The following is a 17,589-nucleotide window of genomic DNA, read 5'->3' as shown; positions in this document are numbered from 1 at the left end:
GGCTCGGATGTCCTCCGTTGCAGGCGCCGGCGCCCCGGGCGAAAGCCCGGGGCGCCGGAGCCGAGCGAGGTGACTCACCGCGTCGCCGCGGCGGTCGCCGCCGGCGTCAGTTGCAGGTGGTGACGCTCAGGCTGCTGTCGCCGCAGAGCAGCAGGCTCGCGCGGCTGCCGGACTCGACATCCCCCATGGCCTCTTCCTTGGGGGTCTCCATCGACTGCAGGTCGAACAGGTTCATGACGTCTTCCCTTCGTACGGCAACGGGTTGTCTTCTCTCATCACGACCCCCTGAGGGGCCGAGTCGTGGGGCCGCCCTGTGTCGCGCAGGGGCGGAAGGAACGGCAGCCCGGCGGAGGGGGTGCCGTGGACGGAGGCGACGGCCAGCAGGCATCCCGCCGTGCCCGTGGAAAGGTCCATGGACAGGCGCATCATCTGCTCTCCGGGGAAGGCGAGCCGGTCGCGGTAGGACATGGCGTGCCAGGACAGCGCGTCGAGCTGACGCCGAACGGCCTCCGGACCGGTGCCGGGCACCGTGGCCGTGGTGCGGCCGAGGTACAGCACCATCCCGGAGACACCTCGGTACAGGCCCGGCTGGGCGTAGAACATGGCCTGCGCCGCGGCCACGATCTCGCCTCTCGCCTGCTCGAACTCCTCGTCCTCCCGGTGCGCCAGGTAGTCGTCGAGCACCATGCCGATGCCCACGCTGCCGGCGCCCAGATAGGGCATGGTGCGCCATCCCTCGTCCACCTGCAGGGCGCCGCCCGCGCCGCGGACGCAGCGGGACAGGTCCTGGCGCAGCGCGTCCCGGGCGAGGTCGAGCAGCGCGGGGTCCCGGTCGCGCTCGTACAGCCGCAGGAAGAGCAGCGCGCGTCCCGCGGCTCCGTACAGCAGTCCCGCGCGGCTCCGGCCGGCGCTCCCGCCGGCGGGCCTGTCGCGGGCGGTCAGTTCGGCGCAGCGCCGCGCCGCCGAGCGCAGGGTGGTCTCCCCGGTGGCCGCGGCCAGCGAGTCCAGGGCCAGGCCCAGTCCGGCGGTACCGCTGTGCAGGTCCTGGGCGAGGTGGTCGAAGGGCTGGTCGAGGAGCAGTTCGGCGAGGTCGAGGGCGCGGTCACGGTGGCCGAGGTACTCCAGCGTCCAGGCGACACCGGCGAGACCGTCGTGGAAACCGAGCGGCATGCCCGACGGCGGTTGCTTGGTCCGCTCCAGCAGCCACTGCTCCCCGTCCTCGTCCCTTCCCGCCCCGCTCCCGGCGAGGGCGTACAGCACTCCCGCCGCGCCGTGGCCGAAGGCCAGTCCGCCGCCGGCCGTGGCGAACTGGGCGATGTCGCCGGGGAAGAGGCGGTCGGTACGCGACGGTGTCGCCGAGTCACGGATGGCCGCGGCCATCGAGTCCCGGCTGTCGGGCCAGTCGTCCGGCCGGACGGGAACCACCGGCTCGGCCGTCCGTCGCGCCCCCGGGGCGCCGGCGGGGGCCGACGCGGTGGTGTCGCCGCCCGTGATCTCGTCGACCGCGGCGTCCAGGAAGGCCCGGTCCACCGGGAACTGGCCGGCCACCACATCGGCCAGGTGGGCCGCCTTGCGGCGGTCCAGCGCCAGCAGGCTGGTGAGCGGGAGGAACAGCGCGAGCCGCAGGCAGGCCAGCGCGTACCGGTCCACCGCGACGCCCCTCCGGCCGGGCGGCGCCACGAACCCCGGGTTGGCGACGGTCTGCCGGCCGGGTCCGCCGACCTCGTGCGCCGCCTCGAAGTCCAGCAGGGCGACGCTGTCGTCCTCACGGATCATGATGTTGAACAGGTGCAGGTCGTTGAAGACCACGCCCCGGGCGTGGACGTCCTCGACGGCACGCTCGACCCGGGCGTGGACGTCGAGGGCCCAGGCCGTGTACTCGGCCAGCCGCTGCTCACCGGGGTCGGCCTCGATGAGCGGGTGACGGCGGGCGAAGAACGTGTTGAGCGGCTTGCCGTCGATGTACTCCAGCACCAGGAAGTGGTGCTCCCCGACCGTCAGGTGGTCGAGCACCTCGGGTGTGCAGCCGAGGCCGGACAGACGCTCCAGCGCCCGGCGTTCGCGGTGCAGCCGGGTCACGGCGTCCGCACCGTCGGCCGCCAGTCCGGCGTGCGGACGGGCCTCCTTGAGGACGACCCGCTCCCCCGTGCGGGAGTCGCGGGCGAGGTAGACACCGCCGCCGTTGGAGAAGTGCAGCGCCGACTCGATGGCGTAGGGCAGACCGGCCACGGTCAGCGCGCCCCGGGCCTCCAGGTGCGGACGCAGGAAGGCGGGCGGGCTGACCCAGTCCGGTACGCGGAAGACGGGGCCGCGCAGATCGGGCACCAGCACTCCGTCGGGACCGGTCACGGCCGGCCGCAGCTCCCCGTGCTCGTCGTAGCAGTTGCGCCGGGTGAAGCCGCCGTAGCGCACGTGCACGGGACCGTCACCGAGCCGCAGGTCGCTCAGGATGCGCGGTCCGGGCTCGCCGGCCAGCAGCTCCGCCAGCTCCCCCGCGAGCCGTTCGAACCGCGCCTCGTCCGCCGGGTACACGGTGATGAACTTGCCGCTGCCGGCCCGGTCCGCGTACTTGGCGTTGCGCTGGTGCAGCAGATAACGGCTGGGGACGAACTTGAAGGCCGTGCCGCCGGCGACGCAGTGCCGCCACACCCGCTCGAGCACGGACTCGGCGTTGTCGAGACAGGCGGAGACGTGGATCTTCCAGCCCTGGTCGGGCAGTTCGGCGTCGACCGGGCGCAGGGCGAGCCAGTCCCCGCTCTCGTTGCGCTGCCACCCCGGCGGGACGGGCCATGAGGCCGCGGCGTACCGGGAGCGCCCGGCGCCGGCCGGGGAGACGGTGCGGTGCGGAGCGTCGTAGAAGTACGGGTCCGCGTCGCAGTACACGGCATAGCCCTTGTTCACGCCGTCTCCCTCCCGTCGATCGCTGACGGGCATGACGCTGTCACGCGGCGTACCGTCCCGCACAGTCACCGCTGTCATCACTCCGACGTGCGGAACGCACGGGTAACTTCGCGGCGGCGTGCCGGGCAGGGGGCGGGGTACTGCCCCGGCTGGGACGGACATGCCCCCGCCTCGGAGAACCGAGCGGCCGGCCGGCCCGTGCTACGCGAGCCGCTTGCGTCCGATGCGCGAGTCCGCCGTCAGGGTGCGGCCCACAGGCCGCGGACGTGCCCGAGGTGGCGGGTCATCACGGCACCTACGGTCTCCGTGTCGCGGGCGAGCAACGCGTCGAGTATCTCCAGGTGCTCCACGGCCGACGCCTCCAGCCGCCCCTGCTCCGCCGGCGCCGTCAGCCCGTACAGGCGGGCGCGGCGGCGCAGGTCCCTGACGACCTCGACGAGGTGGCCGTTGCCGGCGAGCGCCAGCAGCCCGAGGTGGAAGCGCTGGTCGGCCGCGACGTACGCGATGAGGTCGCCGGCCGCGGCGGCGGTGACGATCTCCTCGGCGACCGGGCGCAGCGCCTCCAGGGCCACCGGGTCCGCGGTGGTGGCGAGTTCCGCCGTCGTCGGGATCTCGTCCAGCAGGACGTCGTCCGCGCCGGCCAGCAGGTCGAGTTCGGGGGCCAGTTCGGCGATCCGGTAGGCGCGGCGTACGTCCCCGGAGAACTTCTTGACGGCACGGACGTACCCCTCGCCGTGCAGCGGTTCGAGGTCGTGGAGCCGGTCGGCGGGGACGGGATCGGCGGTCACCCCGGCGGTCCGCTGTGCGTCGGCGAACGTTGCCAGCCCGTCGAGGGCTTCGGGGGTGCCGGCGGCGACGAGACCGCCCTTGGCCTCGTACTCCACGGCGCTGCCCGCCTCCTGGGCGGCCTCCGCCCACAACCGGTTCGACAGCAGGGCGAGTTCGAGTTCGGGGCCGGGCGCCTTGTCGGAGACGAGGAGGGTCCCCTCGCCCGCGCCGGTCGTCCCGCCGGCCACGGAGCCCCGGTCCACGACGGTGACGGTGAGACCGGCCCGGGCCGCGTAATAGGCACAGGCGGCGCCCACCATCCCGGCGCCTACCACGACATCGCAGGTCAGCGGCTCGCTCACGTCAGTACTATGTCACACAGCACATGTTCGGGAACAGGGCGGACACAGTCGGCACGGGGCCGCTCAGTCGACGGCGGACACCACCCGCAGGTGGGATGCGACGCGGCGGGTCCTGCGGCCCGGGGCCGGGGCGCGGCGGGTCTCGCGCAGGACCAGGGTCAGCCGGACGCAGCCCATCTCCTGGAGGATCCCGGTCGTCTCGACGACGATGCGGCAGTCCGTGGCACCCCAGCGCGGATCGGGGTGCAGCAGCGGCCGTACGGCGCCGTCGTGTTCGGCGGCCCGCTCGCCGACGGCCCGGAGCCAGTGCGGCAGCCCGTGCCGGTAGGCGGCCTCCATGATCGGGTCCTGGGCGATGTCGCGGCGGATGGCCTGCAGCCCGTGGTCGTGGCCGTGGCGCTCGACGGTCTTGGCGAAGTGGGCCAGCATCGGCAGGCACCAGCTCGACTCGTGGTCGCCGAGGACCGTGGCGGCGTCCGGATGGAAGAGGACGAACCGCAGGAAGTTGTCGACGGGCAGGGCGGTGGGATGCGGCTCGACGTCCTGGAAAAGTGTCCGGAAAGCACTGTTGGTGAGCAGCACGTCCCAGCGGTGGTCCACCACCAGGGAGGGGAACGGGGCCGCCTCCAGGAGAGCGGCGTAGTCCTGCAGATAGGCCTGGGCCTCGGGGGTCCCGGGGACGGGCCGCGGTGCCGGCCGCTGCCCTCCTGCCTGATATGCCATCGGGAGGTCACCCCTCTTGCCTGTGCGGCCCTGACGCGGCGCCCCGATCCTGGTGCCCGGACGTGTGGCATGTCAACTATCGTGGCATTCCACGATGGTTGACGGCCGAAATTGGCCACAGTTGTGGCGAGACCTGGATGAGAGTTCGAACCACCGGCTAGTCTCCGTGAAGTTCACGGCAATCGCTTGTGAGAAGCCTGTGAGAGACGTAGGAGATCTTTCGGTGACGGGTGGCTTCGAGGGTCCGGGCACCGCGCCGACGGCCGCGCTGCCGGCCGTCGTCGCCCGCGTCACCGCACTCGCCGACCGGCTCGGCGTGGCGCACACCGAGGTCTTCGACGTCCGCCGGCTGTCCGTCGCCTCCGGCGTCCCGGAACCCGTGGTCAGGGCGCTGCTGAGCGGCCGGTCCGCGGGCGAGCCCGATGTGCAGGCCCGGTTCGTGCAGCGGCTGGACCTGTTGCGCCGCACCCGGCTGAAGCCGAACGGCCGCAAGTACACGCAGCAGGAGATCGCCGACGGCGCCGGCATGTCGCGGCAGCAGGCCGGCGCCCTGATCAACGGCGACCGGCGGCCCACCATGGAGCACTGCGACGCCATCCAGCGGTTCTTCCGGGTGCACGCCGGCTTCCTCACCGCCGAGGACCCCGAGGCGCTCGCGAGCGCCCTCCAGCACACCGAGCAGGAGCTGCTGCAGCAGCTGGCGGACCGGGAGCGGGAGGCGGCGGCGGTCACGGCCGACCCCCTGGAGCGGCTGCTGCAGGACCACGGTGTGCGCGGGATCGCCTGGCGGGCCGCGCAGCTGCCCACCGACCAGCACCGCGACAAGGTCGCGGAGTGGCTGGACATGCTCCTGGAGAGTGTCCAGCGGCCCAAGGCGTGACCCGGGGAGAACTGTGGGCATCGGTAGGGAAATGCGCCGCCTGTGCGGCGAGTTGGTCGCGGAGCTGACGCTTCCCGTCCCGGCGCGGCCCGCCGATCTGTACGGCGCCCTGTGCGAGGCGATGAGCAGGCGCCGCGGCCGGCCGGTGCTGTTCCGTACGGCCGTCTTCCCGCCGGGGACGGCGAGCGGGCTGTGGCTCGACATGAGGGACCAGGACCTCGTGGTGATCGAGGAACGCACGGCTCCCGACCACCAGTTGGTGATCCTCGGCCACGAGCTGTGGCACATGAAGGCGGGTCACTGCGGTCACCATGTGGCGGGCGCGGGGGTCGCGACCCGGTTACTGGGTGCGGCCCCCGACGAGGACGCCTTGCGGGCGACGGTCCTGAGGGTCGCCGCGCGCACCCGGTTCGACCTCGCCGAGGAGAAGGAGGCCGAGGCGTTCGGTCTGCTGCTGGCCAGCAAGTGCCGGACCCGGCTGGCCGGTTCCGCACTGCGCGGGCCGGTGCGGCGGGACCATCTGGCGGGCCGCATCGGGGCGTCGCTCGGGTATCTGGGTCCGCAGAGCTGAGCGGGCGCGCCCCGGCGCGCGAGCCCCGCCGGCCGGGCGAACCGGCCCCCGGTACGGCCCGATTGTCAGTGGTGGACGGCAAGCTGGAGGTGCGTCCCCTCCGTGTGCGGGGGCGTGGGACCGACGACCACGACACGGGGAGAGCCGAGCGATGCCCACCGCCGTACTGACCGACCGCGAGCGCACCGCCGTCCAGGCCTATCTGCGCCTGCTGCACACCGTCCGGGCCGCCCTCGACACCCGGCCCGGCCCGCCGGGCACGCCCGGACCCCCGCTCGTCCCGCCGTCCGTGCTCGCCGAGGCGGAAGCCGCCCTGGCGCGGGCGGGTCTGACCGGCAACGAGGAGGCGTTCTTCCGCATGCTGCGTGACTGGCACCCCGAGCGGTAGGCCGGCCGCCGCGCCGGGCGTCCCGCGGCGGCGGGTCACGCCGCCCCGGGGCGCCGCTGTCAGGTGTGCGGGACCGCGATCGCCGTGACGACGAGGCCGCCCCGGGCGGTCCAGCGGCCGGTGAAGTGGTCCACGCGGCGCCCGCCCACCAGCGGGCCGGGCACGAGCAGGGTGGCGCGGAATCCGCCCTGAGCGGCTTCCCCGGCGTCGGCGAAGAGGTCGATGTCCGCCTCCTGGAAGTCCAGCCACTTCCCGGTGAGCGGGAACCACGCCTTGTAGACGGACTCCTTGGCGCTGAACAGCAGCCGGTCCCAGTGCACGGCGGGCAGTTCCCCGGTCAGCCGGGTGATCCGCTCCGCCTCCGCGGGCAGCGCCACGGCGGGCAGGACGCCCTCGGGCAGCGGTCCGTGGAGCTCGGCGTCGATGCCGACGGACGCCAGGTCATCGGCGCGGACCAGGGCGGCGGCGCAGTAGCCGCGGCAGTGGGTCATACTGCCGGCCAGCCCGTCCGGCCAGAGCGGGGCGCCGCGCTCTCCCGGCAGCACGGGCTGCGGCGGCACACCGAGCTTCTCCATCGCGCGGCGGGCGCAGGCACGTACGGCGGTGAACTCGCGGCGGCGTTTGAGCACCGCCCGCTCCACCTGCGCCTCCTCCTCCGGGTACAGCGGGGCGTCGACGCCCTCGTCGCCGTAGGCCTCGACGGCGACCACCGTCTGCGGCAGCAGTTCCTCGATCATCGTCCCTCACCCTCCCCGGGCACGATCCGGCGCAGCCGCCCCGGTGGCCGGTTCCGTTTGCGCCACTCGCGCGGGTAGCCCACCGACACCTCCTCGAAGCGGACACCGTCCTGCCAGGTGGTGCGGGGGATGTGCAGATGGCCGTAGACCACCGTGTGGACGGGGAATCTGCGGTGCCAGTCGTCGGTCAGCGCGGTGCCGCACCACATGGCGAACTCCGGGTACCAGAGCACCTCCGTCGGATGGCGGTGCAGCGGGTAGTGGTTGACGAGGACGACGGGCAGACCGTCGGGCAGCTCGGCGAGCCGGCGCTCCGTCCCTTCGACCCGGGCCCGGCACCAGTCCTCCCGGCTCGGGTAGGGGTCGGGGTGCAGCAGGTGCTCGTCGGCGCAGACGACACCGGTGCCGTGCGCGTACTCCAGCCCTTCGTCCTTGGTGACGCAGCCGGGCGGGAGGAACGTGTAGTCGTACAGCAGGAAGAGCGGTGCGACGGCCACCGGGCCGCCGGGTCCCTCCCAGACGGGGTAGGGGTCCTCGGGGGTGATCACTCCGAGGTCGCGGCACTGTTCGACCAGATGGTCGTAGCGGGCGACGCCGCGCAGGGTGACCGGATCGCTCGGGTGGGTCCACAGCTCGTGGTTGCCGGGCGCCCAGACGACCTTGGCGAACCGGCCGGCGAGGGTCTTGAGGGCCCAGCGGATGTCCTCCACGGTCTCCGCGACGTCACCGGCCACCAGCAGCCAGTCCTCGTCCGAAGCGGGCCTCATGGCTTCGACCAGGGCACGGTTCTCGGCGTAGCCGATGTGCAGATCGCTGATAGCCCACAGCTGTCCGCCGCCGCCTGTCCCCGACATCACCCGTGGTCCCTTCAGCCGTCACCGAGCACCACCACGAGATCACATCCGTGCCGCCGGAACAAGCACGACCCGTCTCCCGCACGTGGTGTCAGCGGCAGCCGCCGAAGCCGTATGATCGCCCCGACACCACCGCCGTGAAACGCCCTTCGCACAGGGCGGTTTGGTGACCCTCCCCACCTCTGCCCGGGCAACGGGCCGCTGAGCCCTGCCCGCGAACCGTGAAAGGCGGCCTGCATGGTCTCTTGCGTACGCGTCTGGCTCAACCGCACGTACGCGGAGAACGTGTTCTTCATGGATCAGCTGCGGAGAAATCCCAGCGACCGGGCCGTCGAGATCCATGCCACCCACGGCGACCCCGACTCCCCCGTGCTGGCCGCCGCCGACACCGCCGAACCGGAGCCCGAGGGCCTGTCCCCGGCCGCGTACGTCGAGTACGCGCTCATCCAGTGCGAGCGGCGCGGCATCGACGTGTTCGTGCCCCGGCTGCACCAGTCGGCGATCGTCGCGCACCGCGCCGAGTTCGAGGCGCTCGGCACGGCGCTGCTGGCGCCCCCGCCCGAGGCCGTGGCCGTGTTCCAGGACAAGGTGATCGCCTACGAGGCGGTCCAGGCGATCGGGGTGCCCGTACCGCCGTGGTGGCGGGTGCGTGGCGCGGACGAACTCGTCGCGGCGGTCGACGAGCTGGAGGGGCGCGGGTACCGGGCCTGTTTCAAGCCCGCGTCCGGGGCGGGCGGGGTCGGGTTCCGGATGATCACACGTGCCCCCTTCTCGCTCACGCAGCTGAGCGGTTTCCCGAGCCCGTACGTGCCGCTCGGCCTGGTGCTCGACGCCGTGCGGCGGGCCGAGGAGCCGGTGGACTGGCTGGTGATGCCGCGGCTGGAGCAGCCCGAGGTGTCGGTGGACTGCCTGACCGGGCCCGACAATCGCGTCCGGATGGCGGTGGGACGCACCAAGAACGGCCGGCGCAGGGGCTTCACCCTGGACGACCGGTGGCTGGAGCCGGCGCGGCGGATCGCGGAGGGCTTCGGTCTGCACCACCTGTCGAACATCCAGTTCCGGATGCTCGGTGAGCGGCCCGTGCTCATGGACGTCAACACCCGGCCGGCGGGCGGGCTGCACCAGTTGTCGCTGTGCGGGGTGAACGCCCCGTGGGCCGCCGTGCGGCTGGCGCTCGGTGACGACCCCGGCGAGCTGGTGCCGCCGTTCCTCGGACAGGACTACTCGGTGGTGGCCGGTCCGCGTCCGTTGCTGCCGGTGCCGTTGCCGCAGCAGCGCGCGGAGGTGCCCGCGGCCGCGCCCGCGCCCGCGCTGGGTGCCGTACCGGCTCCGGCGGCGCCCGTGGAACCGCGGACGGCGACCGGGGCACGCTGGTGAAAAATTCTCCGGGGAAATTTCCGCCAGGGGTGTATCAGGGGCCGGGCCCGGTGCTCTTGATGGTGTAGGCGACTGGGGAAGCCGCCGGGGGGAAGCACGGGGGAACGGGGGGCTCGGGTCGGTCGGTCGCTGTCACGGGGGGCGACCGGCCGGCCCGAAGCCATGGCCGGCCGCGGCTATGCGAGATAGGCGAGGCCAGGGTGGACGGCGGTGTAGCCGTCGACGAGACGGCGGGCCACGTTCACCGAGTCCACGAGCGGGTGCAGCGCGAACGCCTTCACCGCGGTCGCGCGGGAACCCGACCGTGCGGCGGCGAGCACCTCGCGTTCGACGGCCTTGACGGCGCAGACCAGTCCGGTGGCGTGGTCGGGCAGCGGGCCGACGGAGACGGGGTGCGCGCCACCGGCGTCCACGAGACAGGGCACCTCGATCACGGCGTCGGCGTCCAGCGGCGAGAGGGTGCCGCGGTTGCGGACGTTGAGGATCAGGGTGGTGCGTTCGTCGCGGGCGACGGCCCGCATCAGGGCGAGGGCCACCTTCTCGTAGCCGCCGGACAGGTCGTCGGCCTCGCGCTCGCCCGCGCCCGCCGCTTCCCGGTTCTCGGACATGTAGGTGGCCTCGCGCTCGGCGCGGGTGCGGTCCCACAGGGCGAGGGCGGAGACGCCGGGGTCGTCCGTCCCGGCGTAGAAGCGGGCCTGCTGGTCGTGCAGGAACGCGCCCCGGGTCCGCCCGGCCCGCCGGTAGGAGTCCACGGCCTCGCGGTTGAAGTAGTAGTAGTGCAGGTACTCGTTGGGGATCGCGCCCAGGGACCGCAGCCAGTCGGCGCCGAAGAGCCTGCCCTCCTCGAAGGAGCCGAGCAGGGCGGGGTCGGCCAGCAGGCCGGGGAGCCGGTCCCGGCCGGCGACGCGCAGACCGCGCACCCAGCCGAGGTGGTTGAGGCCGACGTAGTCGATCCACGCCTCCCGCGGCCGCGCGCCGAGCACCCTGGCGATACGGCGGCCGAGGCCGACCGGTGAGTCGCAGATGCCGATGACGCGGTCGCCGAGGTGGCGGGACATGGCCTCGGTGACCAGGCCGGCCGGGTTGGTGAAGTTGATGACCCAGGCGTCGGGGGCGAGGCGGGCCACCCGGCGGGCGATGTCCACGGCGACGGGCACGGTGCGCAGACCGTAGGCGATGCCGCCCGCGCCGACCGTCTCCTGGCCGAGCACGCCCTCGGCGAGGGCGACGCGTTCGTCGTGCGCCCTGCCCTCCAGGCCGCCGACGCGGATCGCCGAGAAGACGAAGTCGGCGCCGCGCAGTGCCTCGTCGAGGTCGGTGGTCGTGGTCACCTCGGGAGCGTCGGGCACGCCGGCGGCCTGCTCGGCCAGGACCCGGGCGATCGCCCGCAGCCGGCCGGCGTCCACGTCGTGCAGGACGACCCGGGTCACCCGCCCCTCGGCGTGGTCCCCGAGCAGCGCCCCGTACACCAGCGGCACGCGGAACCCTCCGCCGCCCAGAATCGTCAGCCTCACATCCGCACCCTTCCCACCACGACGAACGGGGACGACCCTACTCGCGGCGCGGCCCCCACGACGGGCTCCGCACCACCGCGCCGCGCCCGCCTCCCCCGCCCCGGCCCGCCCTTCGACGGACCACCGCACGCGAGCGTCACGGCCGGCGAGCGGACACCACCCGGCTCCCCGCGCCGACCTCACCACCGGCCACCCGACCCGAACCCCGCGCCCTCCCCGTCCCGGCCCGCCCTTCGACGGACCACCGCACTCGGGCGTCACGGTGAACGGCCGGCAGATCACCGGGGACGCCGTCCGGTGGCCGCGGTCGGTACGCGGACAAGGACCGCGGCCGCCGCCGTGCCGGTCGTCGTACCGCACTTCGGTGCTCCGGCCCGGCCCCACGCTCCAGCGCCCCGCACCGACAGCCCCCGCACCAGCCCGGCGCGGGGACGGCCCAGTGACCGTCCGTGCCCCGTCCGCCCCGCTCCCCGGATCACCTCCCGCGCGCCGCCACGCATGCCCCCGGGCCGCAGCCGGACGTCGGACGGGCCGGGACCGGGGCCCGTCGGCCGGGGCACGGACCGTCCTCTCCGGCGCCGCGAAATCCCTCTCACCGGTGAGGACCGGGCTCCCGGGCCCTCGTGATACTGGGACGGCCCCCGCCCCGAGGAGCCGCTCATGTCCCTCCGGTCCGTCCTCCCGCCGGTCCTCACCCGCCGGCGTCCGGTGAATCCGTACGCCCTCGACACGGCGCTCGCCGCGCTCGTGCTGTTCGCCGTCTCCCTGCAGTGGATCTTTCCCGGCGAGGGCGACGACCCGCTGACCTGGCAGGGCTGGCTGCTCGGCGCCGCCACGGCCGTACCGCTGATCTGGCGGCGGCGCGCCCCCTGCACGACCGCGTGGGCCGTGTCGGCCGCCACCCCGGCGCAGGCCCTTTACCACGCGCCCCCGCCCGACGTGATGTACGGCGGGATGGTCGTCCTGTACACCCTGGCCACCGTGGCACGGCCCTGGCAGCGCAGGATGATGCTCGCGGGCTGGGTGACCGGGGTCGTCACGACCATGCAGCACCAGACGGACAAGGAGCCCTTCGAGTACGCCTTCCATCTGATGGGACTCGTCTGCGCCTACGCCCTGGGGATGCTCGCTCACGTGCAGCGCGCCTACACGACGGAGCTGGAGGACCGGGCCCGTCGGCTGGAGCGTGAGCGGGCCGCGGACACCGCGCGGGCGAGGGCCGAGGAACGCGCCCGGATCGCCCGGGACATGCACGACATCCTGGCGCACGCGGTGAGTCTGATGGTGGTGCAGGCGGAGGCCGGGCCGGTCGTGGTGCGCAAGGACCCCGAGCGCGCCGAGGCGACGTTCGACACCATCGCGGCGACCGGGCGGGACGCGATGGCCCAACTGCGCCGCATCCTCGGGGTGCTGAAGGAGGAGCGGCCGGGCGGCGGGACGGGGCGGCGGTTTCCGCAGCCGGGCATGACGGCCCTGCCCGGCCTGGTCCGCCAGGTTCAGCAGTCCACGGGGCTGCGCACCGAACTGCGCACCAGGGGCGAACCCTGCCCGCTGTCCTCGGACACCGAGGTCGCGGCCTACCGTGTGGTCCAGGAAGCGCTCACCAACACCGTGAAGCACGCCCGTGCTTCCCGCGCGGTGGTCGAGCTGGACTGGGCGGAGGACCAGGTGACCCTCACGGTGACGGACGACGGACGGGGCCCGTCCGGGCCGGCCGGCGGCCACGGGCTGATCGGCATCCGGGAGCGGGCCGCGGCCTGCGGCGGCAGCGCCGAGACCGGCGGCGGCCCGGACGGCGGCTTCCGGGTCGTCGTACGGCTGCCCGCGGCCGCCGACCGCGAAGGGGCCCTCGGGTGAGCATCCGGGTGGTCGTCGCCGACGACCAGGAGCTGGTCCGGGCCGGCTTCGGCATGATCCTCGACGCCCAGGACGACATCGAGGTGGTCGCCGAGGCCGGTGACGGCGAGGAGGCCGTCGCGGCGGTCCGCCGGCACACGCCGGACGTGCTGCTGCTCGACATCCGCATGCCGGTGATGGACGGTCTGGAGGCGGCCCGCAGGGTGTGCGCGCAGTCGGGCTGCAAGGTGGTCATGCTGACCACGTTCGACCTGGACGAGTACGTGTACGAGGCGTTGTACGCCGGTGCCAGCGGCTTTCTGCTGAAGGACGTCCGCCGCGACGACCTCGTGCACGCGGTGCGGGTGGTCGCGGCCGGTGACTCGCTGCTCGCCCCGGCGGTGACGCGGCGGCTGGTGGCGGACATCGTGCGGCGCCGCCGGGAGCACGCCACCGCCGACGCCGCGACACCCCGGCGCCTGGACGCGCTCACCGCCCGCGAGGTGGAGACCTTGCGGCTGCTGGCCCGGGGGCTGTCGAACGCGGAGATCGCGACGACCCTGTTCGTCAGTGAGCACACCGTGAAGACGCATGTGAGCAACGTGCTCAGCAAGCTCGGTCTCAGGGACCGGGTGCAGGCGGTGATCTGCGCGTACGAGACGGGGCTGATCACGCCCGGCTCCCCCTGAGGAGTGAGAGGGGGCGGCCGTCTCCCCCGTACGGGCGAGGGCCGCGAACCGCTCCCTCCGGCGATCCGTCGACCCGGCCCCCGGCACGAGTCTGAGGCGTGTTGACGCCGCATCACCCGCCGGGAGGGACCGTGCTTTCCGCACTTGCCCGGGCGGCCACCCGCCGCCCCTTGACCGTGATGCTCCTGTGGGGGCTCTTTCTGCTGCTGGGCTTCGGCCTGGGGACGGGAGTCTTCGCGCGGCTCTCCGACAACGTGCCCGAAGTGCCCGGGACCGAGTCGGACTCGGCCGCCCAGTACCTGGACCGGGTGGACCCGGCGGGCGAGTCGGTCACCGGCGTGGTGGCCGGCACCGCCGTCTCGGACCCGGAGCTGCGCGCCGACGTCGAGCGGGCCGTGGCAGACGTCCGGAAGGTCGCCGGGGTCGCCGCCGTGCCCGACCCGTACACCACGCCCGGTCTGACCGCCGGGGACGGGCAGGCGCTGATCATCTCCGTCGCGCTGAAGGGCGGACTGGACGACGCCGAGGAGCGCACGCTCGACGCGGCGGCCGACCGGATCCGGGAGATCGACGCGCCCGATGTCCATGTGAGCGGCGGCCCGTTGCTGGGGAAGCAGCTCGGTGAGCGGGCCCAGGAGGACGTGAAGAACGCGGAGCTGATCTCCCTGCCGGTGGTTCTGGCGCTGCTGCTCGCCGTGTTCGGCGGGCTCCGGTCGGCGCTGCTGCCGCTGATCGTCGCGGTCAGCGGGATCGCGGGGGCCTTCCTGGCGCTGTTCGTCTTCAGCACGGTCACCGACATCTCCGTGTACGCGATCCAGGTGACGACGATGCTGGGCCTCGGACTCGCGGTGGACTACGCCCTGTTGATGCTGGTGCGGTTCCGTGAGGAGCGCCGGCGCACCGGCGACGTCGTCGAGGCGGTGCACCGCACCGTCGCGGCGGCCGGGCGGACGGTGCTGTTCTCCGGACTCACGGTGGCCGTCAGCCTGACCGGGCTGCTGGTGTTCCCCAGTGTGTTCCTGCGCAGCATGGGCCTCGCGGTCGCCGCCGTGGTCGTCATCGACATGCTGGCCGCGCTGACCCTGCTGCCCGCGCTGCTGGCGAGGTACGGCGGGCGGATCCCGCCGGCGAAGACGCCGGGGGGCGGCGAGGAGGGGCGGTTCTTCGCCCGCGTCGCCCGTTTCGCGGCGCGGCGCAGGGTCGCCGTCCTGGCCGTGGTCGTCCCGGTGCTGCTGGTCCTGGCGCTGCCCGTGTCCGGGATGAGCATCGCGGTGGGCGACGCCCGGCAACTGCCCACGGACACCGAGGCCAGGCAGCTGCACGACACCGTCACCGGGCACTTCCCGCCGGGCACCGGGGTCTCGCCGGTCACCGTCGTCGTCGGACCCGGCGCGGACGCCGCGACCGCCGGCCGGATCCGGGCGCTGTCGCCGCGTGCCGCGACGCGTGAACTGCCGGACGGCGCCGCGGTGATCGAGATCCCGCCGCACGGCGGGACCGACGGCCGGGAGGCGACCGAACTGGTCGAGCGGGTAAGGGAGGTGCGCGGCGACGAACCGGTCGAGGTCACGGGCACCGCCGCCAGGCTGGTCGACTTCCGCGAGATGCTCGCGGAACGGGGGCCGTGGGCGGCCGTGACCGTCCTGGCCGGGATCTTCCTGCTGCTGTTCGCGTTCACCGGCTCCGTCCTGCTGCCGCTGCGGACCATCGCGACGACCCTGCTCAGTCTGGGTGCCGCGCTGGGCGTGGTCGTGTGGGTGTTCCAGGACGGCCATCTGGCGGGGCTGCTGGGCGCCGAGGGGCTGGGCGCGCTCAGCCTCACCGCGCCACCGCTGATCGTCGCGATCGCGTTCGGACTCGCCATGGACTACGAGCTGTTCATCCTGGCCCGGATGCGCGAGGCCCGGCAGCGCACCGGCGACGACCGCGAGGCCGTGGTGACCGGGCTGCGCCGCTCCGGACGGGTGGTCACCTGCGCGGCGCTGCTCCTGGCGGTGGTCTTCGGCGCCTTCATGACGGGCGGGTTCTCACCCATCCTGCAGATCGGCCTCGGGCTCACCCTGGCCGTCCTGATCGACGCGACGGTCGTCCGGATGCTCCTGGTCCCGGCCACCATGGCCGTCCTCGGCCGGCGCGCCTGGTGGGCCCCGGCGCCCCTGCGCCGGGCACACGACCGCTTCGGCCTGCGGGAGGAGCCCGAGGAGGAGCCCCGGCCCCGCGTGCCGACAGCGGTGTGAGCGCGGGCCGCCGCCGCGCGCACGGCCGAACAGGGGGAGGGGCGCGGCGCCCGGGACGGTCCCGGGTGCCGCGCCCTCACCCGGGCCCGGGCCCACTTGCACCCTTTCGCGTCTTTCGGTACGTGAACTCTCCACGCCCGCAAGGACTTTCCCGGCTGCACCTCTTGACGGCGAAGGGGCCGCAGAGCACATTGGCGTCGCTGTGAGAGCGCTCTCACGCGTTGTTCCGGGCTCTCGACCGCACTCCCCCGCACAGACCGTCCGTACCGAGAGGGCTTCCCCCCATGAGTGACACCTCCGGCGTACCCCGCACGCTCCGCAGACCCCGTCCGGTGCGGCGGGCGCTCCTCGCCGTCGTCAGCACGCTCGCCCTCGCGGCGGGCGCGGCGACCGCCGCAAGCACGTCCGCGAGCGCCTCCGTGCCGCCTCCGCCGTCGGGCTGGACGCAGGTCTTCGCCGACGACTTCAACGGACCCGCGGGCAGCGGGGTCGACACCGCCGACTGGCGGTACGCCACCGGCAAGGGCTACCCGGGCGGCCCCGCCAACTGGGGTACGGGCGAGATCGAGACCATGACGTCCAGCACGGACAACGTCTCCCTGGACGGCGCCGGCAACCTGCGCATCACCCCGCGGCGCGACGGCGCCGGCAACTGGACCTCGGGCCGCATCGAGACCAACCGCGCGGACTTCCAGCCCCCGGCCGGGGGCAAGCTGCGCGTCGAGGGCCGCATCCAGGTCCCGAACGTCACGGGTGCCGCCGCCAAGGGCTACTGGCCGGCGTTCTGGATGCTCGGCGCCCCCTACCGGGGCAACTACTGGAACTGGCCCGCCGTCGGCGAGCTGGACATCATGGAGAACACGCAGGGCATGAACACCGTGTTCGCCACGATGCACTGCGGCACCTCACCGGGCGGCCCGTGCAACGAGACCAGCGGCATCGGCGGTTCGACCACCTGCCAGGGCACGAGCTGCCAGGCCGGTTTCCACACCTACCGGATGGAGTGGGACCGCTCGACGAGCGTGGAGGAGATCCGCTTCTCCCTCGACGGCGACAACTTCCACACCGTGCGGGAGAACCAGGTCGACGCGACGACCTGGAGCAACGCCACGGACCACGGCTTCTTCGTCATCCTCAACGTGGCGATGGGCGGCGGCTTTCCCGACGCCTTCGGCGGCGGTCCGGACGCGGGCACCCGGCCCGGCCACTCGATGCTCGTCGACTACGTACAGGTGCTGACCTCCGGGGGCGGCGACCCCGGCGACCCCGGTGACCCCGGCACCCCGGGCAACCGCGACGCCTACGGCACCCTCCAGGCCGAGTCCTACGACGCCCAGTCCGGCGTGATGAAGGAGCCGGCCTCGGACGCGGGCGGCGGCCAGAACGTGGGCGCCCTCGCGGGCGGTGACTGGCTGCAGTACAAGGGCGTCGACTTCGGCTCGGACCCGGCCCGGCAGTTCTCCGCGCGGGTGGCGAGCGGTGCCGGTTCCGGCGTCAGCGGGCTGGTCGAAGTACGCCTGGACAGCAGGAACAACGCCCCCATCGGCAGTTTCGCGGTGGGCAACACGGGCGGGTGGCAGTCCTGGCGGACGATCCCGGCGAACATCAGCGACGTGACCGGCACGCACGACGTCTACCTGACCTTCACCAGCGGCCAGCCGGCGGACTTCGTGAACGTCAACTGGTTCACCTTCGGCCACTGACCCACCCCCCCCGTACCCGGCCCCGCGGCCGGGAGGCGACGAGGGCTCC

The 17,589-nt window shown here is 73.6% G+C and carries 15 protein-coding genes; 8 read left to right on the top strand and 7 right to left on the bottom strand.

Features of this window, described 5'->3' with window-relative positions; genetic code table 11:
• Positions 1–106: 106 nt before the first annotated feature.
• The 4 genes from F1615_RS28425 to F1615_RS28410 all read right to left on the bottom strand — a co-directional run bounded on the left by F1615_RS28425 (position 107) and on the right by F1615_RS28410 (position 4,754).
• Positions 107–235, bottom strand: a complete 129-nt coding sequence (locus tag F1615_RS28425; RefSeq protein WP_149551904.1) for a SapB/AmfS family lanthipeptide — start codon at positions 233–235, stop codon at positions 107–109.
• Entirely contained in the window at positions 232–2,901 is a 2,670-nt protein-coding gene (gene lanKC / locus F1615_RS28420; RefSeq protein WP_149551903.1) for a class III lanthionine synthetase LanKC, read from the bottom strand. The genes F1615_RS28425 and lanKC overlap by 4 nt, the downstream gene beginning before the upstream one ends.
• A 239-nt stretch (positions 2,902–3,140) precedes the next feature.
• Positions 3,141–4,031, bottom strand: coding sequence for an FAD-dependent oxidoreductase (locus F1615_RS28415; protein ID WP_167533882.1), 891 nt, complete (start codon positions 4,029–4,031; stop codon positions 3,141–3,143).
• A gap of 63 nt (positions 4,032–4,094) precedes the next feature.
• Entirely contained in the window at positions 4,095–4,754 is a 660-nt protein-coding gene (locus F1615_RS28410) for a hypothetical protein (RefSeq protein WP_208818425.1), read from the bottom strand.
• A 223-nt stretch (positions 4,755–4,977) separates the two neighbouring features.
• Between F1615_RS28410 and F1615_RS28405 the strand changes: the two genes are divergently transcribed.
• From F1615_RS28405 to F1615_RS28395, 3 genes are all read left to right on the top strand, one after another.
• Positions 4,978–5,634 carry a helix-turn-helix domain-containing protein gene (locus F1615_RS28405; protein ID WP_149551901.1) on the top strand — a complete coding sequence of 219 codons (657 nt, stop codon included), beginning with the start codon at positions 4,978–4,980 and terminating at the stop codon, positions 5,632–5,634.
• A 31-nt stretch (positions 5,635–5,665) separates the two neighbouring features.
• Positions 5,666–6,205, top strand: a complete 540-nt coding sequence (locus F1615_RS28400) for a toxin-antitoxin system, toxin component (RefSeq protein WP_149551962.1) — start codon at positions 5,666–5,668, stop codon at positions 6,203–6,205.
• A 151-nt stretch (positions 6,206–6,356) separates the two neighbouring features.
• Positions 6,357–6,593: a hypothetical protein gene (locus tag F1615_RS28395; protein WP_149551900.1), complete on the top strand. Its 237-nt coding sequence runs from the start codon at positions 6,357–6,359 to the stop codon at positions 6,591–6,593.
• A 59-nt stretch (positions 6,594–6,652) separates the two neighbouring features.
• Here F1615_RS28395 and F1615_RS28390 read toward each other — a convergent pair whose 3' ends face one another.
• Positions 6,653–7,330 carry a 4'-phosphopantetheinyl transferase family protein gene (locus F1615_RS28390; protein ID WP_149551899.1) on the bottom strand — a complete coding sequence of 226 codons (678 nt, stop codon included), beginning with the start codon at positions 7,328–7,330 and terminating at the stop codon, positions 6,653–6,655.
• Positions 7,327–8,187 (bottom strand): metallophosphoesterase family protein, encoded by an 861-nt coding sequence (locus F1615_RS28385; RefSeq protein WP_388239069.1) that lies wholly within the window; start codon positions 8,185–8,187, stop codon positions 7,327–7,329. The genes F1615_RS28390 and F1615_RS28385 overlap by 4 nt, the downstream gene beginning before the upstream one ends.
• 234 nt (positions 8,188–8,421) lie before the next feature.
• Here F1615_RS28385 and F1615_RS28380 point away from each other — a divergent pair, with 234 nt between their 5' ends.
• Positions 8,422–9,561, top strand: coding sequence for an ATP-grasp domain-containing protein (locus F1615_RS28380; protein WP_149551897.1), 1,140 nt, complete (start codon positions 8,422–8,424; stop codon positions 9,559–9,561).
• Positions 9,562–9,737: 176 nt separating this feature from the next.
• On the opposite strand, the gene F1615_RS28375 is transcribed toward F1615_RS28380, so the two are convergent.
• Positions 9,738–11,075 (bottom strand): 6-phospho-beta-glucosidase, encoded by a 1,338-nt coding sequence (locus F1615_RS28375; protein WP_149551896.1) that lies wholly within the window; start codon positions 11,073–11,075, stop codon positions 9,738–9,740.
• A gap of 660 nt (positions 11,076–11,735) precedes the next feature.
• Between F1615_RS28375 and F1615_RS28370 the strand changes: the two genes are divergently transcribed.
• The 4 genes from F1615_RS28370 to F1615_RS28355 all read left to right on the top strand — a co-directional run bounded on the left by F1615_RS28370 (position 11,736) and on the right by F1615_RS28355 (position 17,540).
• Positions 11,736–12,932: a sensor histidine kinase gene (locus F1615_RS28370; RefSeq protein WP_149551895.1), complete on the top strand. Its 1,197-nt coding sequence runs from the start codon at positions 11,736–11,738 to the stop codon at positions 12,930–12,932.
• Positions 12,929–13,600: a response regulator gene (locus F1615_RS28365; protein WP_149551894.1), complete on the top strand. Its 672-nt coding sequence runs from the start codon at positions 12,929–12,931 to the stop codon at positions 13,598–13,600. The genes F1615_RS28370 and F1615_RS28365 overlap by 4 nt, the downstream gene beginning before the upstream one ends.
• A gap of 131 nt (positions 13,601–13,731) precedes the next feature.
• The gene (locus F1615_RS28360) at positions 13,732–15,837 is read left to right on the top strand and encodes an MMPL family transporter (protein WP_149551893.1); all 2,106 of its coding nucleotides are present in this window, start codon (positions 13,732–13,734) and stop codon (positions 15,835–15,837) included.
• Positions 15,838–16,121: 284 nt separating this feature from the next.
• Entirely contained in the window at positions 16,122–17,540 is a 1,419-nt protein-coding gene (locus F1615_RS28355; RefSeq protein ID WP_149551892.1) for a glycoside hydrolase family 16 protein, read from the top strand.
• Positions 17,541–17,589 lie beyond the last annotated feature (49 nt).

It is taken from the genome of Streptomyces marokkonensis, from assembly GCF_008312835.1.
Lineage (GTDB): Bacteria > Actinomycetota > Actinomycetes > Streptomycetales > Streptomycetaceae > Streptomyces > Streptomyces marokkonensis_A.
Note: the sequence above shows the minus strand (reverse complement) of the source record. Positions and strands in the feature narration are given on the sequence as shown.